Source organism: Kitasatospora phosalacinea, assembly GCF_000717185.1.
Taxonomy (GTDB): Bacteria; Actinomycetota; Actinomycetes; order Streptomycetales; family Streptomycetaceae; genus Kitasatospora; species Kitasatospora phosalacinea_A.
Map to the genome: position 1 here is coordinate 15,416 of NZ_JNYE01000057.1, position 25,714 is coordinate 41,129.

At 71.8% G+C, this 25,714-nt stretch carries 24 protein-coding genes and 1 tRNA gene; 8 read left to right on the plus strand and 17 right to left on the minus strand.

What is annotated here, in order from left to right; all coding sequences use genetic code 11:
• Positions 1–5: 5 nt before the first annotated feature.
• Complete coding sequence (locus OO57_RS23270) at positions 6–1,496, minus strand: amino acid permease (RefSeq protein WP_033254555.1); 1,491 nt, start codon at positions 1,494–1,496, stop codon at positions 6–8.
• Positions 1,497–1,574: 78 nt separating this feature from the next.
• Positions 1,575–2,558: a hypothetical protein gene (locus OO57_RS23275; RefSeq protein ID WP_033254582.1), complete on the minus strand. Its 984-nt coding sequence runs from the start codon at positions 2,556–2,558 to the stop codon at positions 1,575–1,577.
• 668 nt (positions 2,559–3,226) lie between these two features.
• Here OO57_RS23275 and OO57_RS23280 point away from each other — a divergent pair.
• Positions 3,227–4,243 (plus strand): hypothetical protein, encoded by a 1,017-nt coding sequence (locus tag OO57_RS23280; RefSeq protein WP_051778131.1) that lies wholly within the window; start codon positions 3,227–3,229, stop codon positions 4,241–4,243.
• A 61-nt stretch (positions 4,244–4,304) separates the two neighbouring features.
• Here OO57_RS23280 and OO57_RS23285 read toward each other — a convergent pair whose 3' ends face one another.
• Together OO57_RS23285 and OO57_RS23290 are read right to left on the minus strand one after the other, a co-directional pair.
• Positions 4,305–5,342: an NAD-dependent epimerase/dehydratase family protein gene (locus OO57_RS23285; RefSeq protein ID WP_081973897.1), complete on the minus strand. Its 1,038-nt coding sequence runs from the start codon at positions 5,340–5,342 to the stop codon at positions 4,305–4,307.
• A gap of 119 nt (positions 5,343–5,461) precedes the next feature.
• Positions 5,462–6,787 (minus strand): helix-turn-helix domain-containing protein, encoded by a 1,326-nt coding sequence (locus OO57_RS23290; protein WP_081973898.1) that lies wholly within the window; start codon positions 6,785–6,787, stop codon positions 5,462–5,464.
• A 166-nt stretch (positions 6,788–6,953) separates the two neighbouring features.
• On the opposite strand from OO57_RS23290, the gene OO57_RS23295 reads away from it, so the two are divergent.
• The 5 genes from OO57_RS23295 to OO57_RS23320 all read left to right on the plus strand — a co-directional run bounded on the left by OO57_RS23295 (position 6,954) and on the right by OO57_RS23320 (position 12,061).
• Positions 6,954–8,852, plus strand: coding sequence for a nucleotidyltransferase domain-containing protein (locus OO57_RS23295; protein ID WP_234337467.1), 1,899 nt, complete (start codon positions 6,954–6,956; stop codon positions 8,850–8,852).
• Positions 8,849–9,955 carry a hypothetical protein gene (locus OO57_RS23300; RefSeq protein ID WP_033254587.1) on the plus strand — a complete coding sequence of 369 codons (1,107 nt, stop codon included), beginning with the start codon at positions 8,849–8,851 and terminating at the stop codon, positions 9,953–9,955. Before OO57_RS23295 ends, OO57_RS23300 begins: the two co-directional genes overlap by 4 nt.
• Positions 9,952–10,743 (plus strand): SDR family NAD(P)-dependent oxidoreductase, encoded by a 792-nt coding sequence (locus OO57_RS23305; protein WP_051778132.1) that lies wholly within the window; start codon positions 9,952–9,954, stop codon positions 10,741–10,743. Before OO57_RS23300 ends, OO57_RS23305 begins: the two co-directional genes overlap by 4 nt.
• Positions 10,744–10,775: 32 nt before the next feature.
• On the plus strand, positions 10,776–11,213 hold the full coding sequence (locus OO57_RS23310; RefSeq protein WP_033254556.1) for an NUDIX domain-containing protein: 438 nt from the start codon (positions 10,776–10,778) through the stop codon (positions 11,211–11,213).
• A 479-nt stretch (positions 11,214–11,692) separates the two neighbouring features.
• A complete protein-coding gene (locus OO57_RS23320; RefSeq protein ID WP_051778133.1) occupies positions 11,693–12,061 on the plus strand; it encodes an HIT domain-containing protein in 369 nt (122 codons plus the stop codon).
• A 12-nt stretch (positions 12,062–12,073) separates the two neighbouring features.
• Here OO57_RS23320 and OO57_RS23325 read toward each other — a convergent pair whose 3' ends face one another.
• The 11 genes from OO57_RS23325 to OO57_RS23375 form a co-directional block, all read right to left on the minus strand.
• Complete coding sequence (locus OO57_RS23325) at positions 12,074–13,168, minus strand: UDP-N-acetylglucosamine--N-acetylmuramyl-(pentapeptide) pyrophosphoryl-undecaprenol N-acetylglucosamine transferase (RefSeq protein WP_033254558.1); 1,095 nt, start codon at positions 13,166–13,168, stop codon at positions 12,074–12,076.
• A gap of 184 nt (positions 13,169–13,352) precedes the next feature.
• A tRNA-Thr gene (locus OO57_RS23330) sits at positions 13,353–13,427 on the minus strand.
• A 140-nt stretch (positions 13,428–13,567) separates the two neighbouring features.
• Entirely contained in the window at positions 13,568–15,238 is a 1,671-nt protein-coding gene (locus tag OO57_RS23335; protein ID WP_033254559.1) for a proline--tRNA ligase, read from the minus strand.
• Positions 15,235–16,362 (minus strand): glycosyltransferase family 4 protein, encoded by a 1,128-nt coding sequence (locus OO57_RS23340; RefSeq protein ID WP_033254560.1) that lies wholly within the window; start codon positions 16,360–16,362, stop codon positions 15,235–15,237. Before OO57_RS23340 ends, OO57_RS23335 begins: the two co-directional genes overlap by 4 nt.
• Positions 16,359–17,105, minus strand: a complete 747-nt coding sequence (locus OO57_RS23345) for a WbqC family protein (protein WP_033254561.1) — start codon at positions 17,103–17,105, stop codon at positions 16,359–16,361. Before OO57_RS23345 ends, OO57_RS23340 begins: the two co-directional genes overlap by 4 nt.
• Positions 17,102–17,800 carry a PIG-L deacetylase family protein gene (locus tag OO57_RS23350; RefSeq protein WP_033254562.1) on the minus strand — a complete coding sequence of 233 codons (699 nt, stop codon included), beginning with the start codon at positions 17,798–17,800 and terminating at the stop codon, positions 17,102–17,104. The genes OO57_RS23345 and OO57_RS23350 overlap by 4 nt, the downstream gene beginning before the upstream one ends.
• Positions 17,784–18,344, minus strand: a complete 561-nt coding sequence (locus tag OO57_RS23355) for a dCTP deaminase (protein ID WP_033254563.1) — start codon at positions 18,342–18,344, stop codon at positions 17,784–17,786. The genes OO57_RS23350 and OO57_RS23355 overlap by 17 nt, the downstream gene beginning before the upstream one ends.
• Entirely contained in the window at positions 18,341–18,895 is a 555-nt protein-coding gene (locus OO57_RS23360; protein ID WP_033254564.1) for a dCTP deaminase, read from the minus strand. The genes OO57_RS23355 and OO57_RS23360 overlap by 4 nt, the downstream gene beginning before the upstream one ends.
• Complete coding sequence (locus tag OO57_RS23365; protein ID WP_033254565.1) at positions 18,892–19,698, minus strand: TauD/TfdA family dioxygenase; 807 nt, start codon at positions 19,696–19,698, stop codon at positions 18,892–18,894. Before OO57_RS23365 ends, OO57_RS23360 begins: the two co-directional genes overlap by 4 nt.
• Positions 19,695–20,897: a metallophosphoesterase gene (locus tag OO57_RS23370; RefSeq protein WP_234337468.1), complete on the minus strand. Its 1,203-nt coding sequence runs from the start codon at positions 20,895–20,897 to the stop codon at positions 19,695–19,697. The genes OO57_RS23365 and OO57_RS23370 overlap by 4 nt, the downstream gene beginning before the upstream one ends.
• Positions 20,898–20,899: 2 nt before the next feature.
• Positions 20,900–21,544 (minus strand): rRNA adenine N-6-methyltransferase family protein, encoded by a 645-nt coding sequence (locus OO57_RS23375; protein WP_081973899.1) that lies wholly within the window; start codon positions 21,542–21,544, stop codon positions 20,900–20,902.
• 353 nt (positions 21,545–21,897) lie between these two features.
• Here OO57_RS23375 and OO57_RS23380 point away from each other — a divergent pair, with 353 nt between their 5' ends.
• The gene (locus OO57_RS23380) at positions 21,898–23,331 is read left to right on the plus strand and encodes a hypothetical protein (protein ID WP_033254568.1); all 1,434 of its coding nucleotides are present in this window, start codon (positions 21,898–21,900) and stop codon (positions 23,329–23,331) included.
• Positions 23,328–23,831, plus strand: coding sequence for a GNAT family N-acetyltransferase (locus tag OO57_RS23385; RefSeq protein WP_033254569.1), 504 nt, complete (start codon positions 23,328–23,330; stop codon positions 23,829–23,831). Before OO57_RS23380 ends, OO57_RS23385 begins: the two co-directional genes overlap by 4 nt.
• Before the next feature lie 12 nt (positions 23,832–23,843).
• On the opposite strand, the gene OO57_RS23390 is transcribed toward OO57_RS23385, so the two are convergent.
• Positions 23,844–24,431, minus strand: a complete 588-nt coding sequence (locus OO57_RS23390) for an HD domain-containing protein (protein ID WP_033254570.1) — start codon at positions 24,429–24,431, stop codon at positions 23,844–23,846.
• A 20-nt stretch (positions 24,432–24,451) separates the two neighbouring features.
• Positions 24,452–25,534, minus strand: a complete 1,083-nt coding sequence (locus OO57_RS23395; RefSeq protein ID WP_063737625.1) for a helix-turn-helix domain-containing protein — start codon at positions 25,532–25,534, stop codon at positions 24,452–24,454.
• Positions 25,535–25,714: the final 180 nt, after the last annotated feature.

Genomic DNA, 25,714 nt, shown 5'->3' on the forward strand with positions numbered 1-25,714 from the left:
CGGGCTCATACGACCTGGGCCGCGATCTGGGCCAGGTGCGGGTCGGACACCACCGGCACGTTGAACTTGTCACCGGCCAGCTTCCACCACCCCCACGCCAGGGCAAGCACCGCCAGCAGGGTGATCGGTGCGTAGTTGAACGAGTCGATGGTCACCGGGGCGCGCTGCGGCAGGCACACCAGCACCGTCAGCACCGCCACCCACGCCACCGCCGCGATCCCCACCGGTCGGCTCCACCGGCCCAGGGTCCACGGCCCCGGGGTGAACTTCTCCGGATACCGCAGCTTCAGGAAGACCGGGATGACGTACGACGGGGTCATGCCGATCACGTTGACCGCGGTGACTGCGCCGTACGCGGTGGCCGACCACAGCGAGGGCACTGCCAGGAGGAACGCCACCGCCACCGACAGCCACACCGCCGCGACCGGAGTGCGCTTGGCCGACAGCCTGCGCCACATCCCCGATCCCGGCAGCGCGCCGTCGCGCGAGAAGGAGTAGATCATCCGGCTCGCGGCAGTGGTCTCTGCGCTCCCGCAGAACAGCTGCGCGCCGATGACGACCAGCAGCAGCGCCTTCGCGCCGCCCGCGCCGAGCGCGTCCAGGAAGATCTGCGCCGGCGGGGCAGCGGCGGCCACCGTCGTGTCGTAGTCCTGAACCGCGAACAGCAGGCCGCCCAGCAGCACGAGACCGGCCAGCAGCGACACCCAGATCGAGCGGACGATGGCGCGGGGCGCGGCCACGCGGGCGTCCGTGGTCTCCTCGCTCATGTGGGCGGAGGCGTCGTAGCCGCAGAACGTGTAGCCGCCCAGCAGCAGTCCGATGGCGCTCGCGTAGATCGGGCTGGACCAGCCGGTGCCGTTCTCGAAGTGCCCGATCACCCAGCCCAGCTCCTGGTGGCGGGAGGGGACGACGGCCAGCACGCCGACGATCAACGCGACACCGAGCAGGTGCCACCACACCGAGACCGAGTTGAGCACGCTCACCACCCGCACCCCGAAGACGTTCAGCAGCGCGTGCAGCAGCAGGACGCCCGCGAAGACGCCCAGGATGAGCCCCGGCGTGGGCACGACGCCCCACTGCAGTCCGGCGAAGGCGGCGATGAAGGACGCGGCCCCGTAGTCGATGCCAGCGATTCCGCCGAGCAGCCCCAGCAGGTTCAGCCAGCCCGTCACCCAGCCCCACCGGGGGCCGCCGAGCTGCCTGGACATGTAGTAGAGCCCGCCGGAGGTGGGGTAGGCGCTGGTGACCTCCCCGAGCGCCATGCCGACCAGCAGCACGGCCAGGCCCACGGCCACCCAGCCCGTCATCATCACGGTCGGGCCGCCGGTTGTCAGGCCGAAGCCGAACAGCGTCATGCAGCCCGACAGAACGCTGATCACCGAGAAGGAGACGGCGAAGTTCCCGAAGCCGCCCATCTTGCGCAGGAGTTCGGGTTGGTAGCCGAGGGAGCGGAGGTAGTCGTCTTCGGGTTGGAGCTCGGTATTGGATCTGGGCATGGCGAAGCCTCCGGAGATGGGAAAGAAGAGGGGTTGGGCCCGGCGGGGCGGCCGGGTGGAAAGCGCAGCTGGCGGGGGTCAGCCGGTGGCGGCGTACGACTGGGCCTGGGCCTGCCGCAGCAGCTCGCCTGCCCGGTCCGGCGGCGACATAGTCACCCAGGGCTCAGGGGCGATGAAGGGGTGCATCGCGGTGAACACCTGGGCCGCTTCCCGGGGGCGGCGGCTCGCCCAGAGCGCGTGGGCGAGATGGCTCTCATCCGCCACCGGCCACCGGGCACCCCGTTCGAACGCCAGCCGCCAGTGCGAGAACGCGGCCATCACCGCGGAGCGAACGCTCTCGTCGTTCGTCCACTGCAGCAGAGCGGCGCTCTTGCTCTTCGCCCGCCGGTAGCGATCGACATGCAGGTACAGCGGCAGGGCGTGGAGGGCAGAGCCCTCCGGGGCACCGGGCAGGTAGGCGGCCAGGAACTCGGCCCCCGTCCCGCCCTCCCCCCGGGCCGCCCAGACGCGTAGCATCCGGTGGAACACCTCCCGGCCCCACGGATCGATACGGCGGGCCTGCCCGAACAGCGCCCACGGCCCCGGCGGCAGCATCTGGTCGGGCGCCGGAACCCGGTGCTCCGAGCGGAACTGCTTAGGGTCGAGAGATGCGAGGGTGAGCAGACCGAGCCACGGCACGGGGTCGCCGTCGAGAACAGAGGCCGCCTGCCAGCACCACTGCCGCGCCGTCTCCGCGAGTTCAGCGGCCTCGGGGGAGCCGGGCTGCTGCTGGCCGGCCAGCACGGCACGGTCCACCATGACACGGGTGCCCAGCGAGATCAGCCCGAAGGCCCCGGGCTCCTCGCGTTCCCACAGGTGGAGGACGTTGTTGTGGCCGGCGGCCACGCCGATCACCTGGGTCCGTGCCGCCCACAACCCCGGATCGCCCCAGGTGCGGTGGAGCAGAGCCCTCGTCGAGAACCACCCGCCCCGCCCCAGGTCCTCGACCACCGCCCGTAACTCGCCGTCGTGGCCGGCCGGGTGCTGTACGAGCTGAGCGGTACCAACGGTGGACGCTGGCATGACCTGTTCCCCCTTCACAGTCTGTCTATTCCAGCCGCCCGCTACCCTGCGTACCGAAGGTTCGCGCAGAGGGGACGGGGGTCAGCTAGAAGCCCTGCCTGCTGAGCAGACTGGTGGACTACCCGGACCACTTCGCGTACTGCGGTTCGGTGATCGGCGACTCACTGTCTCGCCTTGGACAGGTCAGCGCCACAGCGTCCAGGCGTCATCTGGCGGTCATGAAGTCAGCGACACGTCATCAAGGCGTCATCTCGTCAGTTCGCTCCACAGAGAACCCTTCGGTCGGGTATTGCTAGATCTGGGCTCTCCGCGTGCAAGTGGCGGCCGGGCCAAGTCGACCGAGGGGCGGAGGCTGCGACATGGCGGACAGGACGCTACTGGGAGCCCTGATCCGAGACCGGGGCTGGGAACTCTCGGACTTCAATAGAGAATTACGGGATTCCGGAAACAAGCTGGCACGCGAAACCGGTGACCCTAGATTTCGAGATGTAGAAATGTCAGGGAAGACATTTGGGCGCTGGATTTCCGGAGACGTGAGGAGGCCCAGCTCTACTTTCTCTCAGCCGATTCAGCAAATATTCAAAAGGAGTATTTCCGAACTCCTGGCCGCGCCATCTGATGAGGTCCAGGCAGCCACATCCCAGCACGTCCTCGAAAGAGAAATCGCGATGACCGCACGCGAAGCATCTGAACACGCCGCTTCCGTTGCGTCCGTCTTCCTCTCCGAGCTGTCCATCGATCAGGTCGAAGAAGACGTTCGCCGACTCGCTCGCACCTACAGCAACCGTTCACCGTTCGAGGTGTTCCGCGAAGGCCGACAGCTCCGAACGGACGCTGAAACGCTGTTGGACCGCACCCACATCCCCGCGCAGCGACAGCAACTGCTGATCGCGATCGGGCAGACGACCGCACTGCTTGCCATGGCGGCGTTCGGGGTCGGCGCGATCGGCGAGGCCAACCGGCTCGCTCGTTCCGCCGGAATCTACGCCGAAGCCACCCGCTTCACCCCGCTGGCCGCTTTCGCGGTTGGATCGCTTGGCATCTTCGCCTACTGGGAGGGCCGTCCGAGCGAAGCGATCCGCTTCATCCGCCAGGCGAAGTCCTTCTCCGGTGTCGGTACCGCCGGCCAGGCGCGCATCGCCGCGATCGAGGCCAGGGCCTACGGCCACCTCGGTGACCGCCAGAGGGCGACAGCAGCAGTCGAACGCTTCTTCGATGCGGACGCCGTCGAACACGACGATCTCCACGACGGCGTGGCCGGCGAGTTCCTCCACGGCCCTGACCGGCTCGTCCGTTCGCACGGCACCACATTCGTCCTACTGCGCGATGGTGCCCGCGCGCTGGAGCACACCCGGCGAGTGCTGGAGATGCAAGCCGAACTGCCTGCTGCGCAGAGGTCGCCCCGGATTGATGCCGAGGCGCGGGTGGACCTCGCTGCGGCACTGCTCCTCAGCAGCGAAGTGGAAGAAGCTGCCGAAGTCCTCAAGCCCATCACGGCGATCGCACCCGATCGGCGGACCAAGGGCCTGGTCGAGCGGGTCGTCCATGTGGGCAGGCTGCTCACTACTGAACCCGTCCGCACATCCCCGATCTCGGCTGCCCTCCGCGAGGGGTTGGAGGAGTACACCCGAGCTGCCGCGCCGAAGCAGCTCGGCTGCACCTCGGCTCAGTTGGCTATCGAGTAGGGCGGCATAGCGGCAATGGGTTGGGGCGGCCCAGCGTTGGGCCGCCCCAACCCATTGCTGCTCAGTGGATGGAACCGGCAGCCGCCAAGATTGTTCGTTCACGGTCGACATCGATGCCGATAGCTGCTGCCCGCGGATGCGGGACTGGCTTGTTGCCGCGCCGGAGCCATTCCCACGTGTCGCGCACCGTCTCCTCCAATGGTCGGCAGACGAAACCGGCCGCGTACGCCGGTTCGGAGTCGACCAGCCAGACACCCTTCCCCGTCCGCCACAGGGGCACCTCCGTCCACTGGCGGACGCCCTGCTCCAGCAGCACCTCATCCGGCACCCACTGCAGGACGCCGCGGTCTCCCGTCACCGCGAGGCAAGCCTCCAGGAAGCTGCCCATCGTGTCCCGGCCGATCGGCGCGGTGGCGTTGTAGACACCTCCCCCCGGCCGGGCGGCGAGGTCGACGGCAAAGCGTGCGACATCGCGAACGTCGACCGGCTGGATGCCCTTGTCCGCGGACCCCGGTGCCAGAATCTGCCCGCCGCGCCCTGCACGCCGAAGCCACCAGGGAAGTCGGCCGACGTACTCGTTGGGCCCGAGGATCACACCGGGGCGAATCAGCCAGGACCGCTCCGCGCCGAACGCCTCGGTCACCGCCCGCTCGCCGCCGGCCTTCTGCCTTCCGTAGTGCAAGTTGGGCCCTCGCCAGCCTTCGGGGTTTTTCCCGTACTCGCTATCGGCATCAGCGGGGCCGTCCAGCAACGGATCGCCCACCTTGAGCGGGTGTTCCGGCCATCCGGCATATACCGACACCGTCGAGACGTAGACGTAGCGGGCCGCGGCGTCCTCCAGCGCTCTCGTACCCGCGAGCACCACCTTCGGTGGCTGATACGCGGCCGACGTGTCGATCACCGCGTCCCAGGGCCCCTGTTCAGCCAGCCGGGCCAAGTCCTCAGCCGACGTCCGATCACCGAGCACCTGTCGAACACCGGGAAAGGCCACTCCTGACCGCCCCCGGTTGAACGTCGTCACGCCCCAGCCACGGCCCAGTGCCTCCTCGACAACGGCCTTACCCAGAAACCAGCCCCCGCCGACCACCAAGATGTCCATGTCCGGCATCCTCCCCACAACGGGTACCGGCCGGCCACCCCAGCCCATCCGGCGACCGCCCGTGGACCGTGTCACGTGGTAAGCCCTGGGACGAGGAGCGTTAGCGCGACCTTGGCTGGTCAGGCAATGGATCTGACGGCGTTGAGGAAGTCGTCGACGCCATGCACCTGCCGGTGAGGCTGGAAGACGGCACTGAGAGTGGTGATCTGCCGCAGGCAGCGTGTGGCACCGATACGTTGGGCGAGTGCGAGGGCTTGCCGGGCGGTGGCAGCGGCGTGGTCGATCTCGCCCTGGTGGGCCAGGCTCTCCGCCTCGTAGGTGAGGAAGACCGCGCGGGTCTTGTCACGGCTGGCCGGCAGCAGCCCGGTGCCCAGGGTGATCTGCTGGTGTGCGGGGCCGGGTTCGCCGAGGTCGATGAGACAGCGGCCGGTGTCGATGGCCAGGTCGGCGGGGCTCATCCACGAACACCAGGACGGTGGCGTGCCGGTGGCGGTGCTCAACGAGTGTTCGGCGGCGTCGATGGCGCGGCGGGCGGCGCGGGCTTCACCGGTCATCGCGTGGGCGCGGGCCTTACGCAGGCTCAGCAGGGAGCGGGCAGTGGGATCCTGGGTGCGGGTCAGGGCGTGGTCGAGGACTTCGGCGGCGGGGGTGCCGTGGCCGAGCCACATGCTCTGGTAGGCGAGGTCGGAGAGGATCCCGGCGCCGCGGTCGGTGTCGCCGGCGTGGTGGGCGGCGTGCAGGGCGGCGTTCCAGTAGTGGGCGGCGGCGGTGTGGTGCTCGTGGTCGAAGCGGATCCAGCCGAGGGTCTGGGCGAGCGAGGAAGCGAGGAGTTGCAGGCGGGTGCCGACCGGCTCGGTGTAGGCGGCGCCTTCCAGGAGGCCCACGACGGTGTCGTAGTAGCTGTCGAGGAGCTGAGCGGTGTGGCGCCAGTCCGGGGTCGCCAATCCAGTGAGCTGCTGGACGCTGCTCTCCAGCCAGCTGACGAACTCGGGCGCGACGGTCTTCCCCTCGGTGGCGGCCTTGGCGAGGGTGGGGTCGAGGGTGGCCCAGTCAGCGGCGAGGGTGACGAGGACGGCGGGGGCGAGTCCGAGGACAGTACGGCGGTTGAGCATGGCGCGGCGTTGAGCCTCTCTGAGGGCGGCGACCGTGTCTCCCGTTCCCAGGAGCATCGGAGGGGTCTCGTTGCCCGGCAGCCAGTAGGGCCAGCCGAGGAGGGGGACGAGGGCGGGGTCGACGCCGAAGGCTTCAGCCATCAGCTGCTGGGACCAGTCGCTCGGGGGATTCGCGCCGGGCCGCTCCCAGGAGTGCACCTGCTGCTTGGTGGTGCCGGAGCGGCGGTCGTGGCGGCGCGCGGCAGTCCGCATCGCCGCCGCGAGGTCGGCCAGCGACATGCCCGCCTCGGCCCTGGCCACGGCGATCGGGTGCTGGTGCTGCTGCACGTCCACCCAACCATCTCAGCACCGCACCGGGTGCGTACGGGGCGAAACGCGGCAGGTTCCATGACGCCTCCATGACGGCCGAACCCTTTTATGCCCCAGCACGGTTGGGCTGTACTCGCTCCTCCGGGCCCGAACCGGCCCGGGGTCGACGAGTGCCGTGCGGAGGTTCGGGGTGGACGACAGGACGACGGTCGCGGTCAGCGGCGCGGACAACACGGGCAAGACCAAGCAGTTGGGCATCATGGCCCGCCGCCTCGGCGCGATGGCCGCGTCGGCCGGACCGCTGGACGCCCACGACGCGCGCTGGGAGCGGATCGTGGAGCGCGGGATGGGCGCGTGGTGGTGGCAGGACGCGCCGGTGGAGGAGGTCGCCGACGTCCTCGCCTCCTCCTACCTCGCCCGTTCCCTCCACCCGCTCGCCGAGGGTGCGGCGCTGCGGCTGGTGGACCGGGGCCTGCCGATGCTGGAGGCGTCGCTCGCCGCGACCGCCGCGGTCCGTGAGGACCTGGACCCGCGGCGGGCCGCCGACCGGGCCTGGCAGTTGCTGGCACCGTTCGCCGACGACGTGCTCGCCGCCGAGGCGCGCGAACGCGGCGTCCTGCTGCTGCACGACGAGGACCCGGAGGTCGGCACCCGCCTGAGCCTGTCCCACGAGGCGAGCGTCACCGACACCTACGCCGCCTACCAGCGCCACCTGCACCTGCAGATCCACCGCCTGGCCGCCGCCGGCCGGTTCGACGCGGTGGTCGTGGTGGCCGGGCGGCCGGTCGTCGCCGTCCAGGACGAGCTGCGCCGTCTGCTGCACCCGCACCACCCCGTGGTGCCCGCGCGGTGCCTGCCCGGTGTCGGGGTGGTCGCGCTCGGCGGCCTCTCGGAGAGCGGCAAGAGCACCGCCGGGGAGTACCTGCGCACCCGCCACGGCCACGACCGCCTCAAGATCGGCCACCTGATCGAGACGGCCGCCGCCCACGCCGACATCCCCGACCCCTACGCGCTGGCACCGGTGGTGCGCGCCGAACTGCTGCTGGACGGCCTCGACCGCTACACCGCCGCGCACCACTACCTGGAGCACCTGACCGTCGAGTCCCTGCACGAGCACGACGCCACCGCCGAACTGCGCCGGATGCTCGGCGATCAGCTGACCGTCGTCTATGTGGAGGCGACGGAGGAGCTGCGGATGCGCCGAGGCACGGCCGGAGCCGACGACGTCAAGGTCCGCGACGAGGTCAAGCGTGCCCGTGGCGCGGAGCGGATCCGGGAGATCGCCGACACGGTGATCGACAACAACGGCTCCCGGCTCGCCCTGGAGCGCCACCTCGACCGCCTCGCCCTGGACGCCGCCTGGCCGACAGTCGCCCCGGTCGCCGCGCCGGTGAACACGCTCGGCCTGCCGGTGCCGCTGGAGGCGTTCCTGACGGTGCTGCTGGAACGCGCCACCGACGGCAGCGAGCCGCTGATCGACCTGCTGGCCGTCACCGGCAGCGGCGCCCGCGGCAAGTACCAGCACGGCTGGTCCGACCTGGACGTGTTCGTGATCGCCGACCCCGACCGCACCCAGCTTCTGCACCAGGTCCTGGAAGGCGTGCAGGGCGAACTCGGGCAGGTGAAGCTGGGCCTGACCGTCCTGTCCCTCGCCGAGTGCCAAGCGGGCGCGGTCACCTCCCGCCTGCTGCACGTGCTCGCCCTGCTCGGCTCCGGCACCCTCCAACCCCAGTGGGTGCGGCCCGGACTGCTGCTGCCCGCTCCCCGGCCCGCCGACGACATCGCCGCGAGCGTGAAGGCCGGCATCCAGGCCGCCGTCGAAATCCGCCGCCAACTCCTCAAGGGCGCACCCGACCTGCGGGCCCTCTACAAGATCACCGCGCTGCTCGCCAAGGTGCTGCTGCGCTTCGAAGGCGTGGAACGGGCCGGAGACGAGGAGGCCCTGGCCGACCTCGCTGTCTTCACTGGCACCGAGGCGCCCCTGCCCGCGCGGGCCCGCGACAACCGCGACGCCGCGTGCGAACTCGCGCAGCTGGTCCTCAGCCGGTGGACGGCGACCATGCCGACCGCCACCCGGGAAGCGGCGTGAACAGCCCCGGGCAGCGGGTGTTCCGCAAGCGGATGCCCCGCGGTGGGGCGATAGCGGAGGAGTTCGGCTGGCGCCAGCTCTCCGGCCGCCTCCAGACCCCGCTCCTGCACGCGCGCGTCCCCGTCGACCAGGCGCAGGACGAGCTGCTGTACGAGGACGTGTTCGCCTCCGGTCGCGCCCGGCACCTGCTCGGCGACCTCATCTCGGCTGCCGACGACGACCCGACCACGGTCGGCGCGGTCACCGCCCTGGTCGACGCCGTCTGCGACGACCTGGTCGCCGCGGTGGCCACCAGCGGGCGCACTGCCGCCCTCGCCGAGTGCGTCCCCGGCCTGTACGCCGACCGCATCCGCCCTGGCGGCCGCATCGACACCTGGTGGCTCGACGACACCTTCGTCCTGGCCACCGCGGACGGCCCCGGCCTGGTCGCCGTGCGCGACCTGGCCGGGTACACCGTCACTGCCAACGGCACCCGCCTGTCCCTGGAGGTGCCCGCCGCGATCCGCTCCGCCCGCACTGGACTCGATCCGGCCGGACGCTGGAGTACTGCCCTCACCCAGGGCGACCCCACCGAACCCAACATCGCCGACTCCGCCGCTGGCGGGGCGTGCTGGCTCGACTTCGAGTACGCCGGCCGCAACACCGTGGCCGGGGAGATCTCCAACCTGCTGTGGTACCTGCTGGCCCTCGGCGGCTGGCTCGTCCCGCTCCACCAGCGCGACACCTACGTCCGCACCCTGCGCCTGCACCTGCCCCCGGCCGCCACTCCACGCATTCGGCACACCGAGGTCTCCACCCGCCACCGCCACCTCGACATCGACTACACCTGGCCAACCGGCCCCGGCCGCCGCGCCGCCCTCACCCGCCTCCTGACCCGCCTGGCCGGCGACCTCGGAGCCGCCGCTGGACTCCCCACCGGCCGCGAACTCGAAGCCCTGCGCCCGTTCCTGACCACCCGGATCCTCGGTGTGATCCCGCCCGGGCGACTTGGCACCGACGAACTGCTGCTCGTCCTGGCCAAGCTCGCCGAAATCCAGACCGCCGCCGACCAGTTCACCCGCACCGACCCGCTGCCCGCCCCCTCCCTGCTGGAGCGATCGTGACCCTCCTCGCCACCGAACTGCCGCTCGCCGCCCGCCCCCTGCAAGGCCGCACCGCACTGGTCACCGGCGCGGCCACCGGCATCGGAGCCGCCACCGCCCGCGCCCTCGCCGCGGCCGGAGCCGCTGTCGCCGTCGCGCACTTCGGCCAGATCGGACAGGCACGCACCGTCCTGGACGCCGTGCGCCGCGCCGGAGCCGACGGCATCGAACTCAGCGCCGACCTCACCGACCCCGACGCCGCCGCCATGATGGCCGCCCAGATCCGCAACGAACTCGGCCCGGTCGACATCCTCGTCAACAACGCCGGCGCCTACCCGCGCCTGTCCTGGACGGACACCGGCGAAGCCGCCTGGGCCGCTGCGCTGGAGATCAACCTCACCGCCCACTACCGCACCTGCCGGGCCGTCACCCCCTCCATGACCGCCCGGGGCTGGGGGCGGATCGTCAACGTCTCCTCCGTCAACGCCCGCACCGGACGGGCGTGCCTGACCGCCTACAGCACCGCCAAGGCCGGACTCCTCGGCCTCACCGCCTCCCTGGCCAGGGAACTTGGCCCGCACGGCATCACCGTGAACACTGTCCTCCCGGGGGCGATCCAGGTCGACGCAGAGAACAACCTCCCCGCGCACCACCGCGCCCGGCCCGAGGACCAGATCGCCCGGCAGAGCGTCCCCCGCCGGGGCCAGCCCGACGACGTCGCCGCCGCCATCGCCTTCCTCGCCAGCCCGGCCGCATCCTTCATCACCGCCACCTCGTTGCACATCGACGGCGGCTGGATGCCCCACTGACCCCTGACCGACCACCACCACGGAGACCACCCATGAAGGAACGCGTCCGCGCCATCCTGCTCACCGACCACACCACCATGCTCGTCATCAACCGCATCCGCCCCGGCATCGACCCCTACCAGGTCCTCGTCGGCGGCGGCGTCGAAAACGAGGACTCGGACCTGGAAGCCGCCCTGCTCCGCGAGATCCGCGAGGAGATCGCCGGCGAAGCCACCGGCCTGAGCCCCTTCCACCAGTTCGAGAACGACCGTGGCGAGACCGAGCACTTCTACACCGCCCGCGTCACCGCCTGGAACTTCGACGACCGCAGCGGGCCGGAGTTCTCCCGCGACGACCGCGGCGAGTACCTCCTCGAAGAAGTCCCCCTCACCGCCGACGCGATCGGTGCACTGAACCTGATGCCCCCGCAGATCAAGACCGCGCTCCTGGACGCTCTCGACGAGGGCACCCTGCTCGCCGCGGCAGTGTGAAGCGAGCAGCCAACGAGGTTCCCGTGTGAGGGCAGGGGCTGTCCTCACACGGGTTCACTTCATCCATGGCCACTTGAGCGGGTCGCAGCTGACCGCCCTCGCCGAGATGCTCCAGGCCCTCGCACGCAACTGGTACCCAGAGCTCGCGGGCCTGCTCGACCATAGGAATGAAGAGTTGACGGGGGTCACCCCTCCGATGGACGCCGGATCCGAACTGCCCAGATAGAAGCCACGTGTCCCGCTCTGGCCTCCCCGGGCGAAAGTGAAGCCTTCCCCCTACTAGGGGAGGGCTCTTTGCATGTCCCTTGAAAGACATCAGGCAACATGAAGAACTAGTCGGATCATCGCGAGAATCAAGGAAGTTGATTACACGCCCGCGGTCGAAGCTACGCTGATTCGCCTGTTGGTCAACTTCTACGTCTGCGGCTTCTCCGGCGCTCCCTGCTCGGGCTGGCCGCGGCACCAAGGACAGGTGCACCGTGACGACTTCAGCGCCCCAGGCCCCGAAGGTTTCGGACTTCTACTGTGACGAAGCCCTGAACGGCCGTACGCCGGTGAAGGTGGTGGAGGAGACCGGCACGGTGCTGGCGTTCGAGCACACCCGGCCGTCCTACCCGGTGCACATCGTGGTCGTCCCGAAGAAGCACATCCCGTCGCTGGTGAACCTGGGCGACGGGACCGAGGAGGACCTGGCCGACGTCTTCCGGGTGGTGCGGACGGTCGCGGCGCGGGTGCGCGAGGAGTACGGAGCGGCGTGCGTGGTGACGAACGAGGGCGTGTACCAGGAGTCGAAGCACCTGCACGTGCACGTGCTGTTCCGAGGCGACCTTCCGGAGGGCCTGGCCTGAGTCCGGGGCGGTTCAGCCGGCGTGCCGGCCGCGCGGGCGGGCGAGGGCGATCGTCCGGGCGGCGATGTCCCGGGCGGTACGGCGAACGGCCTCGGGGTCGGGGCGGCAGCGGTTGCCGCCGAGCGCGGGCAGCAGCTGCTCGCAGGCGTGAAGGAGCGGCGTCCCGTCGGCCATCTCCTCGTCGGCGACGACGAGACAGGTGGCGTGCCGGGCGTACGCCTTCGCGTTGTCGAGCTGGTCGCCGCGGCTGACCGATGCCGGCAGCGGGACGAGGACGGCGGGCTTGGCCAGCGCGTGCAGCTCGGCCAGCGTGGTCGCTCCGGCCCGGCCGATGACGAGGTCGGCGAGCGTGAGGGCGTCGACCATGTCGTCGTGCAGGTACTCCTGCTGCCAGTAGCCGGGCGCGGAAGCCAGGGCGGGGTCGAGGTTGCCGCGACCGCAGATGTGGATGACGGAGAAGTGCCGGGTCAGGCCGCCGAGTTGGCGGCGCACGGCCTCGTTGACGCGCTGGGAGCCGCTGCTGCCGCAGAAGACGAGCAGCGCCGGCGGCCCGGCCGGGATGCCGAGGCGGGCGCGGAAGTCCTCGGGTCGGCCGTCGGCGAGGTCGTCGCGCAGGGGCAGGCCGGTGACCACCGTCTTGCGGCTGAGCCACCGGGGCAGGCCGGGGGTGTCCTCGGCGAGGAAGACGGTGGTGGCGAAGCGAGCGAGGATGCGGTTGGCCAGGCCGAGGGTGTGGTCGGACTCGTGGATGACCAGGGGGATGCGGGTGAGCCACGCGGCGATCCCCACCGGCACCGACACGTAGCTGCCCTTGGAGAAGACGACGTCGGGCCTCTCGCGCCGCATCGCCCGCCAGGCGGCGAAGATCCCACGGGCGACGGTGAGCGGCATGGCGAGGTTGCTCCAGGAGCGGAAGCGCTGCAGGCCCGCCGAGGGGACGGCCGCGAGCCGGATGCCGGCCTTCGCCGCGAGGTCCGCTTCGATGCTTCCGGCTCGGCCGAAATACACGAGTTCGCATTCTGCGCGCACCAGTTCAGCGGCCACGGCCAGGGCGGGAACGACGTGACCGGCGCTCGCACCGCCGGTGATTCCAATTTTCCGATTCACGCGGTGGAGCGTAGCAGGTTCCCCGGAAAGTCAGGCCCGCTTCGAGAAATCCATCCGCCGCCTTTCCAGGATTAATTGACATCCCCGGAGCGGGGGCGGCGGGCCGGGAAACCCTACTGCCCCGGGCCAGCAGGCAGGCCCGGGGCAGCGCATCTTCGGCCGCCGGACGGCGGCAGCGGGGCAGTGGTCGGGCTGGCTGGATTCGAACCAGCTCCTTGGCAACACTTATGCCATGCTCTATCCGTTGAGCTCCAGCCCGCAATGAAAGCAACGCTAGCGCATTCCCGAAAGGGCCGTCAATACCCAATCGCCAAGCCATTTCAACCGAATTTCGGCATGGCAATTCCGGCACTGGGCCTTTCTTTTCCAGTGCCGGAATCTCCGTGGTCGGCGGTCAGGTCAGGCGGCGCTCCTCAGCAGGGTGTGGAGCTGGTCGGAGGTGATGGTGCTGCGGCGGCCGGTCCAGCGGTCGATAGCCTCCAGCTCCCCGTCGGCGCGCTGGGGGGAGAGCACGAGGGCGGTGGGAACGCCGAGCGCCTGGGCGTAGTGGAACTTCTCCCCGGCGGGCAGGGGCCGGTCGTCGATGAGCAGACGCAGTCCGAGCTGCTGGAGCCGGCGGACGGTGCGGTCGGTGCGTTCCTGCTGCTCGGCCTGGTCGGAGCGCAGGACGACGAGGTGGACGTCGGCGGGGCCGGTGCCGGGCTTCCAGCGCAGGCCGTCGGCGTCCCGGTGGATGCCGGCCAGGGTCTGGATGCAGCGGGTGAGGCCGATGCCGGAGCAGCCCATGTAGGGGGTGCGCTGGATGCCGTTGTCGTCGGTGAAGGTCAGGCGCATCTTGCCGGAGTACTGGGTTCCGAGTTCGAAGACGTGCGCGACCTCGACGGCTTCGGTCGCCAAGTAGCGGCCGTCGGGGCAGCGCCCGCAGTGGAGGCCGTCGGCGGCGGTGTGGACGTCGGCGGGGTAGAGGGCGAGCGGCGCGAGGCCGGTGGCGCCGGTCCACGATGCTCCAGTGCGCAGACTGTCGGGGCCGTCGGCGATGGTGAAGCGCTCCAGGTGGGTGACGGAGCGGTCGTGGAGGATGTCGATTCCGGCGCAGTCCCAGGGGGTGAGGGTGCCGGCGGCTTTCCCGAGCAGGGCGGGCAGTTGCTCGGGGTCGAGGAGTTCGACGTGGTGGCCGGGGCCGAGGGCGGCGGTGAGCTTGCGGACGCTGATGGTCAGGTCGGAGCGGATGCAGACCGCGGTAGGCCGGGTGGCGCTGTCCGGGCCGGTGACGGCGAAGACGATGACGTTGACGACGGGCTCGCTGCGGGGGGCGGTGCGGGGGAAGGCGGCGGTCAGGACGGTGCCGTCGCCGCGGTGGCCGCAGTGGTCGCAGGCGAGGATGCTGCTCTGGCCGAAGTCGGCGAGGACGAGGTGTTCGGTGGTGGGGCCGGCGGAGATGGCTCCGCCGTCGGCGGGGGCCTGGAAGACGCCGTGCAGGCCGATGCCGGTGAGGGCGTCGGTGCAGGCCCTGTTGAGCAGGCGGACCGACTCCAGCATGCCCGCGCGGTTGGGGTCGAAGGTGTAGGCGTCGGCCATGGTGAACTCGCGTCCGCGCATCAGGCCGCCGCGCGGCGAGAGTTCGTCGCGGAACTTCGTGGTGTTCAGGGCCAGGCGCACCGGCAGGTCGCGGTGGGAGCGCAGGTGGGAGCGGACGGTGGCGGTGGCCATCTCCTCGGAGGTCGGCGCGAGGCACATGTCGGCGCCGCCGACGCGGGTGGTGACCAGAGCGCCCTCGGCGGTGTAGACCTCCCACCGCCCGGACTCTTCCCACAGGGTCCTGCTCTGGAGAGTGGGCAGGGCGAGGCTGTTGAAGCCGTTGCGCTCGAAGGCGTCCCGGGTGATGCGGTCGAGCCGGTCGCGCACGCGCAGGCCGAGCGGGAGCAGGGTGTGCACGCCGGTGGTGTCGGTGCGGCCGACGAGGCCGAGGTGTTCGAGCAGGTCCTTCGTCGGGGCGGTGGGGTCGGTGGCGCGGGGGCGGGGTGCGGGGAACAGCCGGGAGGTGCGGATCGGGGCCGGTGCGGTGTTCACGCGGCGGCTCCGATCGCGTCGCGGGTGATCTGGTCGAGGCGGTGGGCGCTGTGGACGATGCCGTAGCAGGAGCCGTTGGCCAGGCCCGCGGTGCTCAGCTCGGCGCGCAGCGTGCGGTCGGCGGCGAGTTTGTCGATCACCTGGGCGAGGTCGGCGGCGTCGCCGGGGGTGTAGGGCAGGCCGGCGGAGCCGAGGGTCTGGGTCATCCCGGCGACGTCGGAGTAGATGACGGGCAGGGCGTGGGCCTGGGCCTCGATGGCGACCAGGCCGAACGCCTCCAGGCCGGAGGTGGTGAACACGAAGGCGTCGAAGTCGGCGAAGCGCTGCCACAGGGCGTCGCGGGGCGCGAACGGCTCGAAGCGGACGCGGCTGGTGAGGCCGAGTTCCCGGGCCTGCTGCTGGAGGGTGTCCTGCTCGGGGCCGCTGCCGATGACGGTCAGCTCGTGCCGGTGTTCGGTGAGCGCCATCGCCTCGACGGCGGTGCGGGTGGACTTGTTGGCGTCCAGGCGGCCAGCGTGCAGCAGCCGCAGCGGGCGGGTGTCGGTGTGGGTGGCCGGGACGGTGCGGGCTGCGCGGGCCAGGGGGATGCCCCAGGGGACGAGGGCCATCTTGTCGCGGTAGCGGTGGCCGGTCAGGTCGCCGATCCGCTCGGCGAGGGCGTGGTTGGGGGCGACGACGGTGGTCGCGCCCGCGACGATCTCGGTGAGGACGTCGCGGGCGAGCGGGTCGGCGTCGGCCGCGATGACGTCGGTGCCGTGGGCGATGGCGACGACCGGGGTGCCCTGGGCGGCGCGCACGAAGGCGAGGGAGAGTCCGAAGCCGAGGTGCTGGGCGTGGATGACGTGCGGGCGGGCCCGGTCGAGGTGCTGGCGGACCTCGGCGGTCAGGGCGTCGACGTAGGCGGCGAAGCCGGGGCCGTAGGGGGCCTTGGTGGCCGCGGCGAGCACGGTCTCCTCGAAGCCGTGCTGCCAGGCGGGGTCGGCGGGCGGGAGCGCGAGGAAGGTGGTGCGGGCGCGGTCGACCATCTCCCGGTACAGGTCGGAGCAGAAGATCATGGAGCCGCAGGAGGGTGCCAGCGGCAGGTCGATGCCGGTGGTGATCCGCGGCCGGGCGGCGGTGCTCATGCGGGTTGTCCTTCCTGCTGGAGGGAGTGGAGGTAGGTCGTGAGGCCGGTGCGCAGCAGGGCGGAGGTGCCGGCCCAGCCGATCGCGCTGGCGGTGTCGAGGACGGACAGGTTCGGCGTGAAGCCCTGCTGGGGCCACGCCTGCTCGTAGACCGGATGCCGGGGCAGGTACTCGTTCCAGGTGACGGCGATGCCGTCGGCGGCGAGGTCGGCGGGGTCGAGGTAGCCGCGGGTGCCGGAGCCGGCCCACAGCTCGTCGGCTCCGGCGGCCTGGCAGATGCGCACGATCCGGCCGGTGCGGTCGGCCGTCGGCTCGATCGGGAGCCGGGAGGTGAGGGTGAGTCGGGCGGGCGCGCCGAGGGCGGCGACCAGGCCCGTGGCCAGGTCGAGGTTGAGGTCGAGCAGCCACCGGTGCCCGGCGCCGAGCGCCGGGGCGAGGACCTGCAGTACTTCGTCCAGGTGGCGGCTGCGGCCGTAGGCGAGCCGCACCTGCCGGAGGATCTTGTTCGGGTCGAAGGCGTCGGCGATCCGCACGTCCTTGATCGGCTGTCCGTGGTTCTTGACCACCGGGACGGTCAGCCACTTCACGCCGTCCGGGGTCTTGATCCGGTTGCGGTTCTGGAAGCCGCCGTCCTCGTACTGGACGTTGTCGTACAGAGCGACGGTGGAGCACGCGAACAGGGCCTCGCAGAATCCCAACCACGGTGCGAACGGCGGCTGTTCGATGTAGAGCCGGTTGTTCACCGGTCCTCCTCGGGGGCGAGCAGGGTGATCAGGGAGGTCTCGAACGCCTCGAAGCAGCGTCCGGCGGCGGCACGGACCGGGGCGAGGCTCCATGCGGCCTCGGCGGCGCGGTGGCGGGTGAAGTCCTCGCCGAGGTACCAGCGGCCGGCCTGGCTGCGGTGGGCGGCGAGGGCCTTGACCTTGTCGGGGAGCAGGTCGGTGATGTCCACCAGAACGGTGGGGCGGAAGTCGCCCCTGGGGGCATGGGGCTGGCCGTGCAGGATCGTGGCGCAGGTGCCGATCCGGGTAGCAGCGTTGACGGCGGCCTGCGCGACGGCGAGGTGGTCCTGGTGGTCAGGCCCGGCGTGCAGGCTGTGGGTGATCAGGACCGTGCAGCCCAGGCGGGCGAGTTCCACCTCGATACGGGAGACCAGTTCGCGGTCGGGCACCAGGGCGCCGTCGGTGAAGCCGAGGGTGACGAGGTCGATGCCGCTGCCGGCGTAGGAGGCCGCGGATTCGTCCGTCCGCTCCAGGCCAGTGAGGCTGACGCCTCGGTCCCGGTCGGTGAGGGAGACGCCGTTGACCCCGGTGGTGACAACGACGACGGTGACGGCCGCACCCTGCTCCCGGTAGCGGAGCAGGGTGCCGTAGCACATCAGCTCGGCGTCGTCGGGGTGCGCGACCACCGCGACAACCTGCTCACGCGGCGGCACCACGGCAGTCCTCCTCTCGGAAGTCGCGCCAGATCTGCGAGGGCTCGGGCAGGGTGCTGCCCTGGTACTTGCCGCGGTACAGCTCCCGGCGGCCGGTGGGCACCCAGAAGGTCACCTGGCCGATCCGCTGGCCCGGGTAGACGCGCACGGGCTGCACAGCGTGGAGCTGCAGGGTCAGGCGGCCGAGCGAGCCGAGGTCGATCAGGTCGGCGGTGCAGTGGACGAACAACCCGGTGCGGGCGGTGGAGGAGCGGGCCCGGATGATCGGCACGAAGTGCTCGGAGCCGATCGTCTCGGCGGTGGAGGCGAGGTAGATCCGGCCGGGGCGCAGGACCATGCCCTCCTCGGGGATGGTGGAGCGCGTGAACCGGTTGGGCCGGCGGCAGTCGAGGGTGCGCCCGCCCCACCAGCGCCGCCGGTACCAGCCGATGTCCGAACTGAGGTGGAAGTCGTAGGAGTTGGGGCTCAGGAGCGAGGTGTCGAAGGGGCTGATGGTGATCCGCCCCTCCTCGACCTCCGCTCCGATCTGGGGGCCGGTGAGGATCACGCGGCGCTCACCTCCGGAAAGGGCACGGCTGCGCTGCCGGCCAGGGCGTGGGGAGCGAACGGGGCGGGGTCGCTGAGGGTGCCGTAGTACCCGCCGTAGGGCATGTGGTCGCCGACCGCGTCCCAGAAGGAGACCTGGCCGATGACCATGCCCGCGTACACCCGGAGCGGCTGGGTGACGACGATCTCCAGCGTCCAGCGGTGGACCGCGCCGAGCTGGGCGAGGTCGGCGGAGATCTGGGTGAACAGCCCCAGGCGGCCGACGGAGGAGCGGCCGATCAGGCTGGTGACGAAGCGGTCGGAGCCGATGCGCTCCACGGTCGAGCCGAGGTAGACCCGGCCGGGCCTCAGCCGGTAGCCGCGGGCCGGGATCGTGATGGTCCGGGTCGGCGGGCTGGTGCGCGGGTCGACGGGCGTGCGGGTGAACACCTTGAGCGTCTCGCCGAGCCGGTAGCCGTGGCTGTTCGGGTTCGTGTACTGCGGCAGGAACGGCTCGATGGTGATCTGGCCGGCCCGCACCGCGGCAGCGATGGCGGGACCGGTGAGGATCACCGCACACCGCCCTGCACGTAGGTCTGCCGCAGCAGCCGCCGCCGTCCGGGCTCGATCGCCTCCTGGCCTGCGCCGAGCGGCATCCGGCCGTGGGCCCAGCGAAGCTGGTCGAAGACGAGCAACTGCCCGGGGCGGAGCCGGACCGTGGTGCGGTGGCGCAGCGCCGCGTCGGCGAGGGCACCGAACGCGGCGGCCGTCTCCTGCCGGGCCGCGTCGGTGCCCTCCAGCAGTTCGCCGCGCAGCAGGTGCGGGCGCATCTTGCTGGTGAACCGGATCGGCAGACCCGGCTCCAGCTCCTGAGGCAGGACCGCGAAGCGCTCCAGCGGGTCGCCGACGCCGTGCACCCCCTGGTCGGTCCAGTAGGAGAAGACCGGCTGCTGTAGCAGCGCCCGTTCGGCGTCGCCGAGTTCGGCGGCGGCCGCCCACAGGTCGGCCAGGGCCGAGGCCCCGCCGCCCGCCGGGTCCTCGCGCTCGCAGTACAGCGCGATGTAGCGCGGGATGAGGTCGCGGTCGACCAGGTCGACGTGCAGCTGGTTCTCCCCGGTGCCGTGGGTGCGGCCCGGGTCGGCCTCGGTGCGCACCTGGAGGCTGCTCCAGCAGCCGTCGACCGGGTAGACGGCCAGCACGGGGCCCAGCGCGGACAGCAGGCCGAGCGCGAGTTCCTGGTTGAGCCGGTGGTCGGCCGGGTCGAAGGCGACCAGCACCCGCCCGTCGCCTTCGCCGGTGATGTGCTCGGCGAAGGCGCGCGGCGCGGTGGGGCCGTCGAGGAAACCGGCGGCGGGCAGCGGCAGCAGGTCGGTCACGATGCCTCCTTGACGTGTTCGGTGAGCAGGCCGCGCAGGGTGCGCGGCGAATCGAGCGCCCTGGCCGGCAGTCCGAGGCGCTCGGCCAGGTAGGCGGTGGTGGCGACGGTGCCGGGGCGGCTGGCCGTCCCGGCGGTGACGGGGCTCTCCCCCAGGGCCTCGGCCAGGGCGGCGACCTGCTCGGCGGTGCGCGGGCCGTCCAGGACGACCAGGGCGGTGTCGAAGGGTGCGGCGGCCACGAGCGCCTGCCGGTCGACGTGCCGGGGCAGGCCGGTGCGCAGGGTGGCGAGGTTGAGGACGAAGGCGTCGGCACCCGCCGCGCGCCGACACCGCTCGGCAACGAGTTCGGCGAGTCGGCGCCGGTTGTCCACCGGCGCAGCCAGGTCGCCGATCGCCGCGCTGCCCCATGCCCGGAACGCGCCGACCGCCTCCCGTACGTAGGGCGGCACCAGCCCGCGCGGAGCCTCGCGGCCTCCGGTGTACTCCATGCTGAACGAGGGCTCGGCCGGGCCGAGTTCGATCCGCAGCAGGCCGGTACCGCACTCGGGCGGCTTGACGACGTACCGCGGCGGGATCGCCCAGTGGCCCGTCGGGCTGTGGCAGTGCCCGGCCACCACGATCTCCAGCGGGCCGTCGGCAAGCTGGAGCGCCACGTCCGCCTCGAAGCCGCTGTGGCTCAGCCCGACCACCACCTCGGCACCCGCCTCCAGCAGCCGGTCCCGCTCGGCAGCCAGCAGCGCCGGGGTCGGCTCCTCGAACACGAACCCGTCCCGCTCGGCGACCGGGACCGCTCCGAACGCCTGGGCCCCGAGCACGCCCACGACCCCGATGCGCCGACCGGCCGCCTCCAGCAGCAGCCCCCGCTCCCACCGCCCGGCGAAGGCCGGCGGCGGGGTCAGGTTCGCGCACACCACCGGCGGGAACCGCTCGGGCTCGTGCAACCGCATCAGGTCGGCCAGGTCGTGGTTGCCGGGCACCACGGCGTCGTACAGGTCGGCGAGCAGCCGCTCCTCCGTACGTCCCCGGGAGTACTCGTGGAAGGCGCTGCCGCCGAAGAAGTCGCCGACGTCCACGACCAGCGCGCCCTGCTCGCGCAGCGCCCGGACCTCGGCCAGCATCCCCGTGCCGTCCGGCACGGCAGAGTGGAAGCAGCCCGTCGCCGCCACCGTCACGGTGTTGGTGGCCAGTCCCCTGTCCACGCTCAGCACCTCGTGATCGACACGACGCGCAGCGGGACGGCCGCCGGGGGCCAGAAGTCGTGGCGGGAGATCCCGTCGACCTCCTCCAGCCGCAGGCCGGCGCCGAACCAGTCCCCCGCGGCGGTGTGGTCGGCCGTGGCCGCGGGCAGCACGGCCAGGCCGCGCGCGACCTTGGCGGTGGAGCCGAACACGTGGGCGGCGATCCCGAAGGCCAGCGGCCAGTCGAACGGGAGGATCGACAAGAACACCGTGCCAACGGGCAGCTCGCGGTCGAGGTCGACCGCCCGGACGTCCGACAGGAGCGGCCGGGCCCGCTCTCCGTACGGTTCGAGCGCCGCGCACAGCGCCTCGGCCACCCGCGGGTCCTTCTCCACCGCCCAGATCCGGTGCCCGGCCCGCGCGACCGCGGCGGACAACGTGCCCAGGCCCGCCCCCACCTCCAGCACCGCGTCCCCGGCCCGCAGGCCCGCCAGCTCCAGCAGCCGCGACGCGATCCCGGGAGAGCGCAGGAAGTGCTGGCCCAAGTCCTCCCTCGCCCGGAAGTCGCTACCCCGCAGTTCCGCGACGACCGGACTCTCCCCCGCCGACGGCGCAACCGCGCCAGGGGGCACGACCTCCGGGCTTCGCTCCCGGACAGAGATCACCATGGTTCTCCTCCTCAAGATCTGAGCCGAAGCGCTCCCGAGAGAGCTGCTCCGCTGCCTGCGGGCCGCATCCGCAATCGCCCTGCAGGCCGGCCGCTCGAAGTCACCCCGACGCCGAACAGCGCCCGTGGCGCGCCAACTACGCTAAAAAGCAACGATGTTGGGAAACACTCACCGGCAGTACGGGTTGCCGCTCCCAGCGCCGTCGGCAGTGCCGAGCGGGTACCCCACAACACACCCCCCGGCGGCCGACGGGCAGGGGTCGACGCCGCGAGCGTCGTGAACTCCGCGATGTCAGCGCGAAAAGACGCGAATTGGCGCACGCAGCAGGGGTTTTGACGTACCGTCGCCGCGTGATGACGCTCGGAGAGCCCCAGCCGGGAGGCGAGGCGACGCCTTGCGGCGACCGTCCCGGAGCGGTTCTCGCGGAAGCCCTCAAGTTCGCGGGCTGGTCGCCCCGCGACCTGGTCCGCGTGATCAACGGACAGCTCACGGGCCTCGGCGAGAGGCGACTCGACCTGACCGCCGCCCATGCCTGGAGCCGCGGCGCGGTTCCCCGGTCGGAGACGGTGCGCCGCCTGGCTGCCGCCGTGCTGTCGGACAGGACCGGCCGGACCTACACCCAGACCATGCTCTGGGACCTGCCCGTACCGGCCGCCCGCAGCGACGAACGGACCGTCACCGACGGACTGCTGGGGCGGCGCTCGCTGCCCGCGGTGCTGGCGACCGCTACCGCGTGGAACTCGACCGACCCCGCCACCCAGGCGACGCTCCGCTCGGCCGGCGACCTGTTCACCGCGGTCTGGGACGCCGACCGGCAGGCGGTCCACAGCACCGGCCGCGAAAGCGGCACCGACCACGTGCTGCCGCCGATGATGGCTGTCCTGGAATCCCACCTCGCCGACCTACGCCGCCTGGATGACGCCACGGGCGGCGGTGCCATCTCCCAGCGCTACGTCCGCACCGCGCTGGACGGCGTGCTGTCGCTGCTGCGCAATAGCCGCTACACCCCGGACATCGGCACCCGACTCCTGCGCACCGCCGCCGGACTCGCCCAGCTCGCCGGATGGATGGCCTTCGACGCGGACCTCTCACCTTCGGGCCAGCGCTACCAACTGCTCGCCATCCGCCTCGCCCGCGCCAGCGCCGACCACGACACCGTCGCCAACGTGCTCGGCATGCTCGCGTACCAGCACGCGGCGGCCGGCTCGCCGACAGCGGCGATCCGCTTCGCCGAGGCCGCCGTCGAAACGGCGGCCCGGAGCGTGCCCACCGTCCGTGCCCGCGCCCTAGGCCGACTCGCCACCGCCCACGCCGCCGCCGGCGACATCGACGCCTTCCGGACGGCCACCGACCGCTGCCTCACCTACCTCCAGCACCGGCGCGACGACGACCCCCCGGCCCTCTACTACTTCACCGCCGAGCAGGTCGCCGCCGAGAACGGACAGGGCCTCGTGGACCTCGCGGCGGCCAACCCGGGCCGGTGCCGTCGTCTGCTGGCCGAGGCCCACGGGCTGCTCGCGCCCCTTACCGCCCACGGCCCCACCAGTGGCTACACCCGCTCCGCGCTGCTGCACGGCGTCCACCTCGCCCGCGCCCACCTCCTCGCCCACGACAGCGAAGCGACACTCGACACGCTGGGCCGGCTGACCTCCTACGTGCCCGAGGTCCAGTCCGTCCGCTGCCGCAACCTGCTGACGGGCATCCGCCGACACGCAGGCAGTCGGATCAAATCCCCCACGGGAATTGATGCGTTGGGCCAAATCGACAGGGCACTATCGGGCATATGACGCCGACCGGACTCGCCCGCCCCGTTCTCACCACGGCTGCTCTCTGCGCCGTCCCGTACGACCACCCGGAGGCCCAGCGCCTCACCTCCGCCCTCCACGCGGAGCAACTCGCCCTGTACGGCTTCGCCGACGACCCGCACACCACCGACCCGGCCCACTTCGCACCGCCGAACGGCCTGTTCCTCATCGCCCACGCAGACGGGCACGATCAGGCACTGGGCTGCGGCGGCTGGCACCTGGTCCAGCCCGGCACCGTGGAGATCAAGCGCATGTACGTCTCCCCGGCCGCCCGCGGCCTAGCCATCGGCAGCACGATCCTCCGGGCGCTGGAAGACCAGGCGCGCAGCATCGGGGCACGGCGCGCAATCCTGGAGACCGGCAGCCGAAACCTGGCCGCGCTGGCGCTCTACGCGCACCTGGGCTACGAGCCGATTCCGTCGTACGCTCCCGGCCGTGACCCGCTGGTGAACCGTGCCTTGGCCAAACAGCTCACGGCTTAGGCTCTCGGCTCGTCAGGCTGGCATGGACTGCCAGTCGTTGGAGTCGAGCGCAAGAGCGGCATCGGCGATCCGCTGGGCCGAGGCGGTGGTGAGGGCTGCGCGGCAGCGGTCGATCTTGCCTTGGACGGCCGAGATGCCTGCGGCGCGGTACTCGGCGGCGCGCAGCAGGCAGTCGAGCTTGTCGGCGTCCTTGGCGCAGCGGGCCTCGGGGGTGGTGCCCTCCTCGAACTCGGCGATCGCGTCGGCGAAGAGGGACTGGATGGCGGGGTGGGCGGCCGCGGTCTGGTCGGCGACGACCTTGCGGGGGTCGTCGGCGGTGACGTACTTGCGGGTGAGGGGGGTCAGGTCGCCGGTGCGGGTCTCGGGGAGGTCGTGGAGGGTGCCGAGCAAGGCGGTGCGGTTGGGGTCGGCGCCCTCCAGGGCGGCGAGGGTGGCGGCGATGACGGCGACGCGGTGGCTGTGCTCGGTGACGGTCTCGGTGGCGGTCAGGGGGATGCCGTCCTGCCGCCAGCCGGTGCGGGGCAGGGCGCGCAGGGAGCCGGTCTCGAACAGCAGGCGGGCGATGCCGGTCGCTTCCTCGGTGTCGATTTGATGTGCCATGCGGTCCTCCTGACGCACCCTCACCCGTCGGCTCGACCGTAGCGCAGGCGGTCCAGGTCGCGGCGGGACGTCGGGGAGATCAGGGCGCCGTCGAGGAGCTGGGGCGTGAATGTGTCGAACGCCTGCGCTGCGTCCGGTGCTGCGTGCGGCAGCCACGGGTGCAGGTGCAGCAGGGTGCTGATCGAGTGGACGTACAGGTCGACGGTGCCGGGGGCGAGGTGGAAGGAGGAGACGAGGGTGCGGTAGAGGCGGATCGGGTCCCAGCTCGCCGGGTCGGGGCGGTGCATGAAGGTGTCGTCGGTGCTGTCGGCCGGCATCGCGCCGAGCCACAGCGCCCAGTAGGCGAGGTTGGCGAGTTCGCCGTGCTCATCGTCCAGCAGCGCGGTGGAGATGAAGTGCCGCAGCTGGTCGGGATCGCCTTGGCGAGCGGCGACGGTGGCGACGGTGCGGGCCTCGATGGAGCGGGGGCCGTGGCCGCGTCGGCCGAGTGCGGGCCGCATGCCGCGCAGGGCCTGCTCGGACCAGGCGGAGGCGTCGGGCGCGGTGTCGTACGAGGCGAGGTAGAGGGCCTGGCGGTGCAGCAGCCCTCCGTGATCGTCGGCGGCGGCGTGCTCGGCGGTGTCGCGCAGGTTGGCGAAGAAACGGGCGCGGTCGGCCGCGGGCAGCAGGGGGCCGGGGCGGGCCGGGCCGCGCCGGGGCCGCGAGGTGTGGGCGGCCAGGGCCGGCGGCGGGGTGCCGCGCAGCGCCCAGGCGACCAGGAGGGCGGAGTCGCGGGGCTGGACCCACCCGGCCAGCGGGTGGCGGCCGGTCTCGGCGGGCGGGTCGAGGACGGCGGCCAGGATGCGGTCGGCGTCCAGCGCCGGGCCGCTGTGCGCGAGCAGCATCGGGTCGGCGCCGAGCAGGGCCAGGCGGCGGCGCAGGTCGAGGTGGTCGCCCGCGCGAAGGTGGGGCAGCGGACGGCGGCCGGACTCCCAGCCCTGCACGGTGCCGACGTCCAGGCCCAGAGCCTCCGCCAGTCCCTCCTGGGTGCGCGGGATGCTCTCGCGGGCCAGCCGAAGAAGGTAACCGGAGACCAGCCCGACCGACGGTGCCTTTGCGGACATGCCACTCTCCTTCGCACGAAGATTCGCGACTTTCACTCCTGCCTGCCGACGTTCGCGGTGCTCGTAGTGTCTGTACCTGTCCGTTGGCCGCCACAGAGTGTGCCGTTGCGCACCCGCCTGTCGGCAACAGAGGTAGCGGCACCCTGTACCGGCGGCGAGTTTTTCTCAGCTTTCTTGATT